Annotated in this window: 9 protein-coding genes; 6 read left to right on the top strand and 3 right to left on the bottom strand. The window is 63.6% G+C overall.

Annotated features, from left to right (window positions below; genetic code table 11):
- Positions 1 to 2,513, bottom strand: a 2,513-nt coding sequence (locus B3V69_RS01290; RefSeq protein ID WP_296443064.1) for a hypothetical protein, incomplete at its 3' end; no start/stop codon positions are given.
- A 33-nt stretch (positions 2,514 to 2,546) separates the two neighbouring features.
- The gene (locus B3V69_RS01285) at positions 2,547 to 5,864 is read right to left on the bottom strand and encodes a DUF6603 domain-containing protein (RefSeq protein WP_296443063.1); all 3,318 of its coding nucleotides are present in this window, start codon (positions 5,862 to 5,864) and stop codon (positions 2,547 to 2,549) included.
- A 220-nt stretch (positions 5,865 to 6,084) separates the two neighbouring features.
- Between B3V69_RS01285 and B3V69_RS01280 the strand changes: the two genes are divergently transcribed.
- The 6 genes from B3V69_RS01280 to B3V69_RS01255 all read left to right on the top strand — a co-directional run bounded on the left by B3V69_RS01280 (position 6,085) and on the right by B3V69_RS01255 (position 12,055).
- Positions 6,085 to 6,807: a hypothetical protein gene (locus tag B3V69_RS01280; protein WP_296443061.1), complete on the top strand. Its 723-nt coding sequence runs from the start codon at positions 6,085 to 6,087 to the stop codon at positions 6,805 to 6,807.
- Entirely contained in the window at positions 6,794 to 7,870 is a 1,077-nt protein-coding gene (locus tag B3V69_RS01275) for a hypothetical protein (RefSeq protein ID WP_296443059.1), read from the top strand. The genes B3V69_RS01280 and B3V69_RS01275 overlap by 14 nt, the downstream gene beginning before the upstream one ends.
- A complete protein-coding gene (locus B3V69_RS01270; RefSeq protein ID WP_296443056.1) occupies positions 7,837 to 8,982 on the top strand; it encodes a S1 family peptidase in 1,146 nt (381 codons plus the stop codon). The genes B3V69_RS01275 and B3V69_RS01270 overlap by 34 nt, the downstream gene beginning before the upstream one ends.
- Before the next feature lie 2 nt (positions 8,983 to 8,984).
- Complete coding sequence (locus tag B3V69_RS01265) at positions 8,985 to 9,407, top strand: hypothetical protein (protein WP_296443054.1); 423 nt, start codon at positions 8,985 to 8,987, stop codon at positions 9,405 to 9,407.
- Positions 9,408 to 9,908: 501 nt separating this feature from the next.
- Entirely contained in the window at positions 9,909 to 10,640 is a 732-nt protein-coding gene (gene ompR / locus B3V69_RS01260; protein ID WP_296443052.1) for a two-component system response regulator OmpR, read from the top strand.
- 47 nt (positions 10,641 to 10,687) lie between these two features.
- Positions 10,688 to 12,055 carry a sensor histidine kinase gene (locus tag B3V69_RS01255; RefSeq protein ID WP_296443067.1) on the top strand — a complete coding sequence of 456 codons (1,368 nt, stop codon included), beginning with the start codon at positions 10,688 to 10,690 and terminating at the stop codon, positions 12,053 to 12,055.
- Between the two features lie 294 nt (positions 12,056 to 12,349).
- Here the strand turns inward: B3V69_RS01255 and B3V69_RS01250 are convergent, their stop codons facing one another.
- Complete coding sequence (locus tag B3V69_RS01250; RefSeq protein ID WP_296443050.1) at positions 12,350 to 14,749, bottom strand: YgiQ family radical SAM protein; 2,400 nt, start codon at positions 14,747 to 14,749, stop codon at positions 12,350 to 12,352.
- Between the last annotated feature and the right edge of the window lie 19 nt (positions 14,750 to 14,768).

The following is a 14,768-nucleotide window of genomic DNA, read 5'->3' as shown; positions in this document are numbered from 1 at the left end:
GGCTGCACATCGACATGGCTGAGGGCATAGGCATCGCGCCAAAGCTGCTGGGTGCCACGCGTGGCCACGGCGTAACGGTTGAGGATTTCCCGCGTGCGCAACGCCGCGGGCAGTGTCAGTGTCGCCACCGCGGGCAGCGCTGCACCAGCGTGTGCGGCAACCAGCTCAAAACTGTCGTTGACCGAAAAATTGGACGACACGGCGCCTGCCACAGCCGACTGCACGGCATTCACCGGCAAGGCCGCGAACACGCCGGCGGAGCTGAACTTGCGGGCATCGGCGATGCGCACGCTGCCCAGGCTGACGCCGCTGAGTGCCCGCGCTTGCGCCACCCGGCGGGCGGGCGGCGCCATCTCGCGCCTGGAGGCGTCGAGCTGGCGGAACAGCGCCCGGTCCAGCTTGAGCGCGCCGTTGCGCGCGTCGAGTCGCATGGTGCTGAACTGCAGTGTGGCGTGCTCGCGGCTGGCCTCGACCAGAACCCCCTCCACGCCGCGTTTGCCGAGCGACTCCACCGTCTGCGCGATGACGCGCCAGTCGGTTGACTGCACCGTCGGCATGGCACTGACCAACTGGCCAAAGCGCTGGACGTGCAGGTCGGTGAACACACCCAGATGCTGGCCGACGCGAATCTTCAGGTCCGGTACGCCGCGCTGTTGCAGCGCCGTCGTCGATTCGTTCGCTGCCGCCAGCAGTTGACGCACCTGCCCGACGGTGAACTGGGTGCCCAAACCCGATGCACTCAAATCAAGCGCGCGCTTGTCATCACCCAGCAGATCAACTGTGTCGAAGGCCTTGGTACTCAGGATGCCATCGGGTACGAAAGCGTTGACCTGGAAGGCCGCGCTGCGGCTGCTGCCGGTGGCCATGGCCCCCACGTAGCGGGTGCTCTGCGCCGCCAGCGCAGACAGCTTTCCAGACAGCCGAGCCGCCATGCGCAGGGTGCGGCGTTGCGGTGTGGCGGCGCGTCGCAGTGCGGTGTCGGTGAGTGCCGCCGGCAGGCTGGAGCGGTCGATCTGGCCACCTAGCGAACCCAGGTGGCCCCCAATGCGGTAGGCCGTGCCGTTGCCCGCCAGCGCCTCGATGCGCGGCAAGGCCGGACCCATCACCTGCAGCAGCCGCTCGGGCGACAGCGTGTCGAAATGCTTGGCCTTGAGCGCGCGTTGTGCTTCGATCGCCAGCCGCGTCAGGTTGAACGTCATCTCAGCCTTCAGGATGTCGCCGATTTGGTCCCAGGCCGCATCGACAAAGATTTCCTGGTTTTGCCGCACGACCTCAGCGCCATAACCCGCAGCACCGCGATAGCGCGGGTTCAAGTTCAGCCCGCTCACCCAGTGCTTGGCCTGTTCCAATTTCGCCTGGGCCAGCTCGGCGTCCGTCACCAGGTGCTTCTTGGCATGCCAGGCACCCACCATCTGCGGCTTGACCTCCAGGCGCTTGCCCGCCGCGTCGCCGACCGGGTTGACAACATTCTCCTGCGGCGTGTTGACGATGATCGCCAGGCTGTCGGCCTGCGTCCCATCCGGCGGCGAACCCGGCGTGTAGCTCAGCGGAACCAGCGCGCCTTCCATCGTCGCCTGGGCACCCGGTTCGAAGCCGGTCAAGAGCGCATCCACGCCCATCGGTGCCGTGCCGACGTGCGACAGCAGCGTGGCGATCTCGGGGTTGTTTTTGTAGGCGCCGGGCGTCTTCAATCGGCGTGCCAGCGATTCAAAGTCGCCGCTCGGCCCGGTCGAAAACTCCCAGTGGTAGTAGACCGGCAGCAACACGTCGCCCTGCACGCTGGTGTCCCAGGCGGGTGCGAGTGCGGCCATCGCATCGGGCTTCGACTCTGCCAGGCCGAGCCCGCGCAGCCGCCCGGGCTCAAAAGCGGGCACCACGCAGGCCACATAGTCCTTGTTCGGCTCCAGTCGGCGCGGACAGACCAGGCGCGATGCGTTGCTGGCCGGGTCGTGTTGCAAGTCAGCCTGCATAGCGCCCGCGTCGCTGGCCTTGCTGACCACCTGCGCATGCGCCCAAGCCCAGGATTCGTCCAAACTGGGCAGTTCCGTTTTGACATCGGCGGCCTGCACGCGAACCGTGGGCAGCGGGCCCTGCGGTGGCATCCTGGGCGCGCCGGTCTTCGTGCGCTCCAGAACCACCAGCACCAGCCAGGGACGCAAGCGGCCGTCGTTGTTGGCGAGTGCGGGGGTCAGCATCCATGGAAAGTCGGGGGGATCAAAGTCCACGATGGCCAGGTAATTGGGCTCGTAGTTGCGCATGTTCGGCTTGGGGTCGGTGCGCAGCACGAGGCGGGTGTCGATCGCGATCACGTCGCCCGGACCATACAGGTGCATCGCCAGCGGTGTGATGGCCGTGCCCGCGTTGGCGCCGGCCAAGGTGAGTCCGATCTGCGCGGTGGCGCGTGCGCTTTGCAGCGGGTCTGCGCCGAGCGAGTCGATTTGTGTCAGTGCCACGGTCAGGCCGCGGCGGACCCAGGGCATGAACTGGTAGGCAACGGCGGTGCTGGTGGCCATGGAAGTGACTCCTGTGTGCGGTTCAGGGCCAGGTCAAAACGCCTGGAGGGTCTCAAACGATTCGACCACCTGCAGCGCTTTACCGCTGGCCAAAGCATGGTCTTCGGCTGCCCAGTAGGAGTGCGCGGCAGCGCCCCCCAGCGCGGTGCCGACGAGGGTGCCACTGGCCTTGTCGATGGTCTGCAGCGGCGGCGAGTTGACGCCAATCTTGACCTCGATCTCGGGCCTGAGCTTGGCGCCGCGGCGCAGCTCGGAGCGCCCGGCCGCGCTCAGGGACTTGGCCCAGCCCAGGTGACCCGCTTCCGTCAGCGCGGCCAGCGACAGCGCCGACTCGGGCTTGGGTGTCGTGGAAAGGTTGAGTTCTTCGTAGTCGAATACATCGCTCTGCGCTAACCCAAACAAATAGTCGCGCTGGCCGACCTCAAACCCCGCTTCAAAGCGATCAAACGAAGGTTTGGTGAGCAGTTCGTCCTCGTTCAGGTTGAAGAACTGCGCGGCGGAGAAGTTGTCGTCCAGCTTTTTGTCGGCCGCTTTGGCGATGATGCCGAACAGGATCTGGTCAATGGCAATCTCGGTTTCACCGTCGATGCCATCGGTGCCCAGCTTGGCCAGCTTCTTGGCCAGCGGCATGCGCTTTTGAACGAACTGCAGCACCGCGTTCGGGTGCGCGAGAACGCCCGCCATGTCGGGCAGTTTGGCAAAGGTGGCAAAGGCGTCGCCCGCCTGAGGCAGTTGCGCTGACCAGTTGCCCGGTTTCTCGATTTCGGCTTTGAGCTCCAGCGCGAGCGACAGCTTGCGCACTGTGGTGGCGCGGTCTTCACCCCAGCTCTCGTCCACATGGAAGCTGAAGTCCGGCAGCGGCCACGGGGTGTGGATCTCGGCGCGGCCGACGACGTGCCAGCGGCCCGGCCCGGCGAACAGGCCGTACAGGTCGATGCTGGCGAAGTCGATGCTAAATACTTCAACACAGGCCCAGACGTGCAAGTCCACCTCGAAGCGAAACTTGGGAACGATGTAGATGATGGCGTTGAACTCAAAGCCGCCTTCAAAGCTGGCGATACCGATGTCGGCCCACACGCGCATGGCCGAGCCGCCCTGCACGGTGGCGGACGTCACGGCGAAGTAGCCCCGGAACTGCATGCCGACGATGCCGATCGACAGGTCGGCGCCAATGCGCTGGAACGGACTGGGCAAGCCCGGCGGCAAGTCGGTAAAGCGGGGATGGAAGCCGCCAGCGCTGATCAGGAAGCTGGGCTTGTCGCCAAAAATGGCGCGGAACGCAAACTGACCGGTGAGCGAGATGAAAACCACGCGCGAATCGCGCAGCACGCCGTCGAACCAGATTTTGAGCGGGTCGAACACGATGCCACCGGCAAAGTCCACTTCGAGGCGCAGGATGGCGAGTGACTTGTCCACCAAGGGCGGCAGCTGCACGATCACCTGGCCGACGAAGGCGATCTGGCTGGCCTCGATCAAAACGCCCACGCGGGCAATCACCAGGCTGGGCGTGCCCCAACCGAGCTCCAGCATGGGCCCGATCACGAAGCCACCGGCCTTGAACGGAAAGATGGTGCGCAGCTGGCTGATGATCTGCGGCGCGTTGGCCACCGGATTTTGTGGAAATAAAAAGTTGTCCAGCGAGCCGCTGGACAGGCCTTGGGACAAGGTGTCGATGCTGACCGTGTGCTGCACGCCCAGCAGTCCGCCAATGCCGGTCAGCGTGAAGCCAAAGCCGAGCTGGATGGGTGGCAGCTGCGCGGTAATGATCAGCAACAGCGACCAGCCGCCGGGGTTCTTGGTGGACAGCAGCCCGATCGCCTTGACGCCAATGGCGGCGATGCGGATGTCCAGAATGCCGCCGTACTCGCCGCGGTCCGGGTCGAACAACAGGAAGCCACCGCCCTTGACGATGCCCGCATCGATCGCCAGACCAGCGCCCGAGGGTGGTTTCAAGTCGTATTGGGGCGCGGTGACGCCCGCCAGCAGATCATCCAGCCGCAGCAGGGTGCCCAAGCGGTCGATCGAGCCCGAGAACGGGCCGATTTGCACCTGGAACGAACCCGACAGTTCGATGTCGATTTTGTTCAGGTCGTCGGCCTTCTTCAGCTCGAAGGTCAGAAATGGAATTTGCACCGGGCTGTTGGGAATTTTCTCCAGCGGAATGGTCGCTTTGAGCCCGGTGCCGTCCTTCAGGCGCAGGCCCCCACCCATGTCCGCGATGAGCCCCAAAGTCAAGGCGACCTCGATCTGCTCACCGAGTACGGCGCCCAGGAAAGGGTCGTCTCCGACCTTGAGTACCAGCGTGCTGTCCTTCAGGTCGAACTCGACCAGGGGGTCGAGCTTTTTAAGCGTGAATCCGCCCGACAACTGGCCGATCTTGAAGTGCGTTTTATCGAGGTCACCCAGAATCAGCGGCTTGCTACGTTTGAACAAAATGCTGATCTCCGAAGTGCCGGTCAGCGTCGGGGCTGTCAGGGGCGGCAGCGGCAGCCCTAAGGGCGGCAGGTCGAGTTGCAGCTTGATCTGGCCGTCAGCCTTGAGCACCAGCTCAAAATCCTGGCCCACGCCTTCTTTCGTCGCCAAGGTTGTCAGCAGTTCGGCGTACAGCGTTTGCGGCAGGTCGTAACCCAGGCGCAGGTCGAGTTTCTTGCTGGCGTCGTCGCTGCGCGTCAGCGAATAGGTCTTGGCGCCGAGCAGCGCGGGCAGCGGGATGTCGGGGGCCTTGGGCGTCAGCCAACCTTTGGCATCGTCGAGGTTGCGCGCGCTGAACGAGCGGTCAAGGATGGTGCCGATGGCCATGATGGCCAGGCCGAGGACCATTTGCCCTTCGTCGACCTGCGCTGCCGAGAGTGTGTTGCCGGCAGGATCGGCACCCTTGAGCAAATAGACCAGCCGCCGGGCGGGTGGCTTGGCATCGGGTTCGTCGGCGTCACCGCTCAGGATCAGCAGCAACTTCGCCACCGAGTAGGCGCTGGGCGGCTTACCGGGGTCGGCCGAGGTGATTCGGTGAATTTGTTGAATCACTTTCGACAGGTCGGTCAAGCCAATATTGCCATCGCCGATGTGGGCCAGCAACTCGCCCACGGTTTTCAGCGCGGCGAGCGTTTCACCCACCACCATCGTCGCGGTGGCCAGGGATTGGGCTTCGGCGTGACTGGCGTTGAACCCAGCGGGATCAATGGTGGCCGCCGTCTGGTTGAGTTCAAGACCGAGCCGGGTACGCAAGGCATCCACCAGTGGTGCCACCAGAGCCGGCGGACCGCCAACTTGCAGGTCGGCCTCCAGTGCGGCAACCGTGGCTTGCAACCACTTGAATACACGCAAAAACACCTTGTCAGCGGTACTGGCCATGTGATCCCCTCCCAGGAGCGCCAAATAGCGCTGAGGGAATTCTCAGTACAACTTTTTACCGTGTCAACCACCCGACCGACTTTCCCGCACGGACGATTTGACAATTCGCAAGTCCCATGCGATCTGAAAAGCCAGAATATATCGACTGGATCAAACAAAGCGGAAAAACATGAAATCCGGCCGTCTTTTTCAACGACGCGACTGCGCAAGGTCGGTGTGTTTGTTCCTGCTTGTATCCGCTTCGGTCCCGGCGCAGACGGATCGTTTCCAGTGTGCGCCGCTGGTCCCGAGCAAGGCGCGCCAGCCAGCTTACGGGGCAGCCCCAGGCCAGCCGCGCTGCGAGGGCTTCTATGAAAAGAACGTCTCCCAGCCCTTTCTTGAACTGGTGTCGCTCACACGCTCGGCGCCCGGGTCTTTGACGGTCGATGCCGAAGGCCGATTGAGTCTGCGCGGTTCGCTCAAGCTGGACACGCGCTTGGTGATTCAGCCCATGCGTTCCAATCCCCTGTACCGGGTCGACGCCGGGCTTTCGCGCGGCGCCAGCGTGGGCTGGAGCAGCCGCACCATGCTGCAAGCGACCGGCCTGCAATTGCGCGACCTTGGCTTTCTGGCGCTGGTCGGCGCCGAGCCCATGGTCCTGGCCCCGGTTTCCACCCAGGTGGGGGACGAAGGCCATACGGCTTATGCCGTGTTGCGGCCTTCGGTGGCGGTCTCGTCCTTGTCCTGGCGCGCTTACCGACTGGGCTCACCTGCCGTGTTGCCGGGCGACTGGCAAGCGCTCGCCAACAAGCCCTTGTTCGCGTGGGAACGCATCGCCCTGGCCATTCCGCTGCCGACCGATGGCCTGAGCCTGCGCATCGACGTCGCGGGGCTTGACAGCCAGGGTCAGGCCCTGCCGCTACTTCAATTCGTGGTTCTCGGGGCCAATGATGACAACCCCTGAGCAAGCCGCCTTGCGCGCCCAGCGCAGCGCACTGGCACTGAGGCTGGCGCAAGGGCTGGGCGAAGCAACGCCAGTGGCCGAACTGAAGGACCTGCAAACCCGTTTGCAACTCATCGACGGCGTGCTCGCCGATGCCGCACCGCCCGGCCACGCCTTGCGCCGCCATCTGATCGCCCTGCTCCTGGTTGCCGCGGCCGTCTCGCTGGCGGCGCTGCTGCCCATGCCACGGGTGTCATTCGTGCTTGAACTGGACGCCGGCGCCGCACAGATGCGCATGATCAAAAGTGGCAACCTGGCCGGTCAGCCGCTGGATGGCGAGATGCGCGCCGAAGGCTTCAGCCGCATCGAATCCGCCGACCCGGCACTGGCGCAACGCGCCCTGGATGGCGGCGCCAGCCAGCTCGCTTTGCAGGCGCAGCGCCTGAACCTGCGGCGCATCAGCTTTCCCGCTGGCGCCCGTATTGACTTCGAGGCTGGCGCCCAAACCGTTCGAGTCGCCATCGACGGCACGGCGCATGCGGCTGAGTTCGAGATCGGCGGTCAGGCATCCAGCAGCTTTGGCGGTTCGCCGCGCGAGGCGGGCAACTATGCCGTCGCCGAATGGCTCAAGCTGGTCGCCGGCACCGCACCCACCGAACTCTGGTTCACGCGCAAACCCGAACGCAGCTACCTCTGGCGCGGCCTGCAACCCGACTCGCTGCGCTTGGTCGAGCGCCAGTCGGGCGCCGACGCTCAGGTGCGCCTGGTCTCTGCCCTGCGCCAGGGCCTGCTGCGCCTGCCCGCCACGGGCCGCGAGCTGCGTCTGATCGCGGGCAGCGGCCTGGAGCTGGACGGCTTGCAGCTTGACCAGGCCGATCTGACCCTCGGGGAACAGGTGGGCCTAAGGCTCAGCGGTTCGGCGCAACGCATGGTGCTCGAGACCGGCGGCTTCCAGCAATCGCTCAAGCCCAGTCTGCTCGACTACGTGGCCCACAACCACGGCCTGGGCCTGATCTGGAGCGCCGCCGGCCTGCTTTGGGGAATCAGCACATGGCTGCGAAAAGCGCTTGGCGACAAGTTCTGAGCTGGCTGCCCGGGCTGGTTCTTGCGGGCCCGGCGTGTGCCCAAGACACCACCTTTCTGAGTGGAGAAGAGCTGGCCGCACGGCTGCGCCAGAATCTGGTGTGGATCGCCGCGCAGGACATTGGTGAGCATGGTTACGGCCTGGTCGTCGGCGGTGATGCCCAAACGCTTTGGGTGCTTACCGCTCGCCATGTGGTGGTCAGGACCGGCATGCGCGGCAGCTCCACGCCTGAAACGCCCAGCCGCCAGATACGCCTGCGCTTTTGCACCGCCAACGCCACCGAGCTGCTGCCAAGCGAGCCTTGGCCCGACTGGGACGCCGACGGCGAAGACATTGCGCTGCTGAGCGTGGCGCGGCCACGCGACTACCAGCCCGTCACACGCGCCTTGGCGCCACAGGTGGTGGTGGGCGAGCCGGTCTGGCTGCTTGGCAGCAACGACGAGTGCAGCCTCGTGCCGGCCCAGGGCCAGGTGCGGGTGCTGACCGACGCCACCCACAATCTGCGCATCGACTTCCCCGGCGTGCAAGGCGGCAGCTCGGGGGCACCGGTGCTCAGCGGCTCTGGCGTGCTGGGCTTGATGAAATCGGCTGAAGACCTGACCACCACGGTGCATGCCATCGACGACCTGCAACGCCGCCTGCAAGCCTTGCCCGGTCACCGTTGGGAGCTGGTGGAAGCACGCAACATCCCGCCCACCGACCCGCGCGCCGCCGAGATCGACCTCGCCGAAACCCTGAACCAATACCTGCTGGTGCTGCGCAACGTGCACATGCTGCTGCAACAGCGTCAGGTGGCACGCCCCACGCTGGACGACTACATGCAGCGCTACAACCTTGCGCTGAGGCGTTTCCTGCGGGTGCGCGAGGCCTACGACGGCAGCCTTAACCGCTACTGGCCGCCGCCGGTAAGTCTGGCCTGGCGGTCCTTGCGCGAAACCCTCTGGACCCTGCACCAGAACTTCTGGCGCATCAACCCCTTGATGGAAGATATTTACAAGAGCCAACAAAGCAGCGATGGCGTGCGCGCACAAATGGCCTCGCTCGAACCCGGGCTGGTTCGCCTGGAGTCCGATATTGCGCAGTTTTTGCGCCTACTTGCAAAGGAGAACTAATCATGTTGAGCACCCATGCCTGGCGCGCCAGCGCCGTCGCTGTCATCACTCTGTGGCTGGCGGCCTGCGGCGGCGGCACCGAGTTGCTTATTATTCCGTTGTTCGAGTTTGGCTTCAGCGGCACAAGCGGCGCGGTACAAGCCAGCGTTTTTTTCCTTCCCGACACGCCGACACAAAGCAGCGGCAGCTTCGATCAGGTGAATGTGAGCGTCAACGGAGGGGCGCAAACGATTTACGCCGGCACCTACTCGGGCTGCAACTTCAAACTCAGCACCGTAGTGGCAGTTGCCCCTCCTCTGTCGGTCGGCTACAGCGGCCGCTTCACCGGCAACGACAGCATCGAGCTGACGCCGACCAACGACGTTAATTTGCCGGTGCTAACTCTGCAGCGCCAAGGCACGGGCTCTCGCAACATGGGTTGCTGACACCGCCCCTACCCCGGTAAAAAACAACAGGAACAATGAATCCTCGACGACCTTCATTGCCGATCGGGGTTCAAGTCACGGCGCTGCTGACGCAGTTGTTGACGCAGATCCCTCAACTCCTGCGGCGACAAATGCCGGTTCGCAGGCGCTTCGTCCAGCGTCTGATCGGCCGCCCTCGTCTCTCGCTCTCGACGTACTTTCAGGGCGGAGCGCAACTCTGCACGCCGCTGCTCAGACGCGGTCTGACCGACTGCAACATCTGGATTGGCAGCGGGCTGGGCCCATGCGCCGACCGCGGCGAACGAAATGAGTAGAAAAAACAGACAATTCTTCATAGGGTGAACATAACGCCAAATTGCATACCGCTGTTCACATTGAGCAGCTAGGGACTTGCGCGCAGGGGCAACATTTGTAACAGTATGTCAAAGCTTCCTGAGAATTCCGGAAATCCCAGCTTCAACCCTGCAAAATCGGCTTTGTTACAAATTCAGTGGTACCTCCATGAGCCAAGCCCCCAGCCGCAATGACAAAATTATGGTCGTCGACGACGATGCCCGCATTCGCGACCTGCTGCGACGTTACCTGACGCAAGAAGGTTTTGATGTTCTGCAGGCCGAGGACGGCAAGTCGCTGACACGCATCCTGTTGCGTGAAACGGTTGACCTGATCGTGTTGGACCTGATGATGCCAGGCGAGGACGGCCTGTCGATTTGCCGGCGCCTGCGGGCTGCGAATGACCGCACCCCCATCATCATGCTGACCGCCAAAGGCGAGGATGTGGACCGCATCGTCGGCCTGGAGGTCGGCGCCGACGACTACCTGGGCAAACCCTTCAATCCGCGTGAACTGCTGGCCCGCATTCATGCCGTGCTGCGTCGGCGCCCCGTCCATGAAGCACCCGGCTCGCCATCAAGCGACAACGAGGTGGTGGATTTCGGGCCGTTTTCCTTTGACCTGGGCGCTCGCACCTTGCGTCGGGACAACGAAGACCTGCCACTGACCACCGGCGAGTTCGCCATGCTCAAGGCGCTGGTACGCCATCCACGCCAGCCACTGTCCCGCGAAAAACTGGCCCAGCTGGCGCGTGGCCGCGAGTTCGAACCCTTTGACCGCAGCCTCGATGTTCAAGTCTCCCGCCTGCGCAAACTGGTGGAAGCTGATGCAGCGACGCCCCGCTTCATTCAGACGGTCTGGGGTGTTGGCTACGTTTTTGTTCCGGACGGCGCGGGTTGAACACATTGGCCAAAGAGAACGCCATTTCATCCGACCTCACCAGCCCGATGCCCCTGGAGGGAGCTGCCGGAGACAGCAAGAAGCGGGCATGGCTGAGCTTGAGTCTGTTCTGGCGCACTTTCTTCCTGCTGGCACTTTTGCTGATTGGCAGCATTCTGGCCTGGCTGCAGACGTTGCGCGCGCTGGAATTTGAGCCCCGCGCCATCCAGACCGCGCAGCAAATCGCGTCGCTGGTCAATCTGAGCCGCGCCGCGCTGATTCACTCCGACGCTATCAATCGGGTGTCCCTGATCAAAACCATGACGGAGCAGGAAGGCGTGCGCATCGTGCCGCGTGAGCCTGGTGACACATTCGAACCTTTTGACACAGATGCGCTGGGCCAGCGAATCTCGCTTGAACTTCAGTCCAGACTCGGCCCCGGCACGGTGGTGGCCAACAGTGTCAACCAGAAGGAAGGGCTGTGGGTCGGCTTCACCATCGACGGCGACCGCTATTGGATGCTTACCGATCGCGCCCGCTTCAACCGCACGGCCCGAGGGACCTGGATGATCTGGTTGATGGCGGCCGCTGCGCTGTCGCTGGCGGGGGCCGCCCTGATTGCGCGCCTGATCAACCGACCGCTCAAGCAGCTGTCGTTTGCGGCCAGCCGGGTGCGCGACGGGGACTTCTACGCCAGTACGCTGGACGAAACCGTGGCGACCAGCGAAATCCGGGCGGTCAACAGGGGGTTCAACCGCATGACCGAGAAGCTGGCCAAAATCGAACAGGACCGGACCATCATGCTGGCCGGCATTTCACACGACCTGCGCACACCGTTGGCCCGCTTGCGCCTGGAAGCGGAACTCAGCGTGTCCGACACCGAGGCCCGTGCCCACATGGCCGCGGACATTGCGCAACTCGACGCCATCATCGACAAGTTCCTGGACTACGCGCGGCCCGGTAGCGTCGACCTCAGCGCCGTCGCTCTGCGCGATGTCATTGACGACTGTCTGTACAGCGCCCGAAATCGAACCGATATGCACTTCAACCTGGACCTGGCGGATGGCCTGCTGGTGCTCGCCGACGCGGTGGAACTGGGACGCGTGATAACCAACCTTCTGGAGAACGCGCGCCGTTACGGCAAATCCGTGGACACCGGCGTTGCTGTGGTTGATATTGCCGCCAAGGCATATGACAACTGGGTGCTGCTCAGGGTGCGCGACCATGGCATGGGCGTGTCGGACGAACAACTGGCCAACTTGACCAAGCCGTTTTATCGCGGCGAAGCGGCTCGCACGGCAGCCAACGGCGCCGGGCTGGGCTTGGCGATTGTCGAGAAAACCATTTCAAGAATGGGCGGCACTTTTGTCCTGAGCAATACGCCTTCAGGTGGCCTGGCTGCCAATATCAAGTTGCAGCGGGCGCCGCCGGCTTGACTTTTCCCCCACTCACTCCCCCAACCCCTCTTTCGCCCCGCCGGGCGAAAGAGGGGAGCCTTCATTTTGTTTTTGGACTCCGGCTGCGGAATTACCGGGGACTGTTACGACTGTGGTTGGAGCGGCAAGAATTCAGGGCGCGAGTTCCGAGCGCCGGAGGCTGGGTTGCTGGCTGCTGGGCTGCTGGGCTGCTGGTCAGGTTATTTTGGCTCCACCCCAGCTTGCTATATATTTAATAGCGTGTTGCGCTTATTCTGCGGGGGCTAGAGGCCTATTTCACTAAAATCGGGAAAGCTACCGTGCTTTTCGAGCCGCTTTGCCGCCCACGCGCCCTGAGCCGGTGTCGCGCGGGGGCAAGCCTGTGTGCTGGGTCAGCAAACGGCCTTGCTGCGGCTGGCTAGCGGACGCAGGCCGTGCCGCGACCGTGGTCGAGTTTTTGCGTCGTGCACTGCTGTAGTTGCCGTCCGTCAGCGGCTGAAAGGTCGGGATCAGGTGGTGCTTGCCGTTGCCGATCAGGTCGGCACGGCCCATCGCCTTGAGGGCCTCGCGCAGCAAAGGCCAGTTGTTGGCATCGTGATAACGCAAAAAGGCCTTGTGCAGGCGGCGGCGGCGCTCACCGCGCACGATGTCCACCGTTTCGCTGTCGCGGGTGATCTTGCGCAAGGGGTTCTTGTTCGTGTGGTACATCGCGGTGGCGGTGGCCATGGGTGAGGGGTAAAAGGTCTGCACCTGGTCGGCGCGAAAGCCGTTTTTCTTGAGCCAGACGGCCAGATTCATCATGTCTTCGTCGCTGGTGCCGGGATGGGCTGCGATGAAATAAGGAATCAGGAACTGCTTCTTGCCGGCCTCAAGGGTGAACTTCTCGAACAAGGTCTTGAACTTGTCGTAATTGCCGATGCCCGGCTTCATCATCTTGGTGAGCGGACCCGATTCGGTATGCTCGGGCGCAATTTTCAGGTAACCCCCGACGTGGTGCGTCACCAGTTCCTTGACGTACTCGGGGCTTTGCAGCGCCAGGTCATAGCGCAGGCCGGAGCTGATCAAGATCTTCTTGATGCCCTTGAGCGCCCTGCCGCGGCGGTATATCTTGATCAGCGGATCATGGTCGGTGGTCAGGTTCTGGCAGATGCCGGGGTAGACGCAGCTGGGCTTGCGGCAGGCGGCCTCGATCTGGGGACTGCGGCAGCCCAGACGGTACATATTGGCGGTGGGGCCACCCAGGTCGGAAATGGTGCCGGTAAAGCCTTTGACCTTGTCGCGGATGTCCTCGATCTCCTTGATGACCGAGTCTTCCGAGCGGCTCTGGATGATGCGGCCTTCGTGCTCGGTGATGGAGCAGAAGGTGCAGCCACCGAAGCAGCCGCGCATGATGTTGATCGAAAAGCGGATCATCTCCCACGCCGGAATTTTGGTCGCGCCGTCATGGCTGCCGTTGTCGTCCGCGTAGGCCGGATGCGGGCTGCGCGCGTAGGGCAGGTCGAACACGAAGTCCATCTCGGCCGTGGTCAGCGGAATTGGCGGCGGGTTGATCCAGACGTCGCGCGCGCTCACGCCCTCGCCATGCGCCTGCACCAGCGCGCGGGCATTGCCGGGGTTGGTCTCCAGATGCAGCACGCGGCTGGCATGGGCGTAGAGCACCGGGTCAGCCTTGATCTGCTCGTAGCTGGGCAGACGAATCACCGAGCGGTCGCGCGGCGGCACCTTGACGCTGCCCTTGCCGTACAGCGCGGGGTTGGGCATGAAGGTCAGCGGCCGGATCGCCGGGTTCACCTCAATTTTTGAGTCTTTTGGGCCTGTAGCCCCCGTAACATATACGCCAGCAGCTCCGTTTTTTGTAGCATTTTCCTTTTCTGCATCTTCCTTGGCGCAGCTGCTGCCCTGCTGTGCGGCCTGCTCCGAAGTGGTCATGTAGGGGTTGACGTGGTCCTCCACCCGGCCCGGCTCGTCGACACTGGTGGAATCGATCTCAAACCAGCCCTTGCCGCTTGCGTCGTCCGGTCGGCGCACAAACGCGGTGCCGCGCACATCCGTGATTTTTTCCACTGGTTCGCGCGCAGCCAGGCGATGCGCAATCTCGACAATGGCGCGCTCGGCGTTGCCGTACAGCAGCAGGTCGCACTTGGCGTCGACCACGATGGAGCGACGCACCTTGTCCGACCAGTAGTCGTAGTGCGCGATGCGGCGCAGCGAGCCTTCAATACCACCCAGCACAATCGGCACGTCCTTGTAGGCCTCGCGGCAGCGCTGGCTGTAGACGATGGCCGCGCGGTCGGGACGCTTGCCGCCGACGTCGCCAGGCGTGTAGGCGTCATCGCTGCGAATCTTGCGGTCGGCGGTATAGCGGTTGATCATGGAATCCATGTTGCCCGCGGTCACACCCCAGAACAGATTGGGCTTGCCCAGCACCTTGAACGGATCGGCACTCTGCCAGTCGGGCTGGGCAATCAAGCCGACGCGAAAACCCTGGGCTTCGAGCATGCGGCCAATCACCGCCATGCCAAAGCTGGGATGGTCGACATAAGCATCACCCGTCACGAGGACGATGTCGCAACTGTCCCAACCCAACTTGTCCATCTCGGCACGGCTCATCGGCAGGAATGGGGCCGTGCCAAAGCGGGCCGCCCAGTACTTGCGGTAACTGGTCAGCGGCTTGGCGGCGCGCGCGAAAAAGGAGACGTCAACGGGGGCGTTCATAGGGGACACAAGTGAGGGG

Origin of the sequence: Rhodoferax sp. UBA5149, from assembly GCF_002413825.1 — a bacterium.
Classification (GTDB): domain Bacteria; phylum Pseudomonadota; class Gammaproteobacteria; order Burkholderiales; family Burkholderiaceae_C; genus Rhodoferax.
This window is presented reverse-complemented; position numbering and strand designations above follow the sequence as displayed.

Coding starts and splice junctions, on each gene's coding strand:
- B3V69_RS01285 (WP_296443063.1), bottom strand. CDS start 5,864: ATGGCCAGTACCGCTGACAAGGTGTTTTTGCGTGTATTCAAGTGGTTG.
- B3V69_RS01275 (WP_296443059.1), top strand. CDS start 6,794: ATGACAACCCCTGAGCAAGCCGCCTTGCGCGCCCAGCGCAGCGCACTG.
- B3V69_RS01270 (WP_296443056.1), top strand. CDS start 7,837: ATGGCTGCGAAAAGCGCTTGGCGACAAGTTCTGAGCTGGCTGCCCGGG.
- B3V69_RS01265 (WP_296443054.1), top strand. CDS start 8,985: ATGTTGAGCACCCATGCCTGGCGCGCCAGCGCCGTCGCTGTCATCACT.
- ompR (WP_296443052.1), top strand. CDS start 9,909: ATGAGCCAAGCCCCCAGCCGCAATGACAAAATTATGGTCGTCGACGAC.
- B3V69_RS01255 (WP_296443067.1), top strand. CDS start 10,688: ATGCCCCTGGAGGGAGCTGCCGGAGACAGCAAGAAGCGGGCATGGCTG.
- B3V69_RS01250 (WP_296443050.1), bottom strand. CDS start 14,749: ATGAACGCCCCCGTTGACGTCTCCTTTTTCGCGCGCGCCGCCAAGCCG.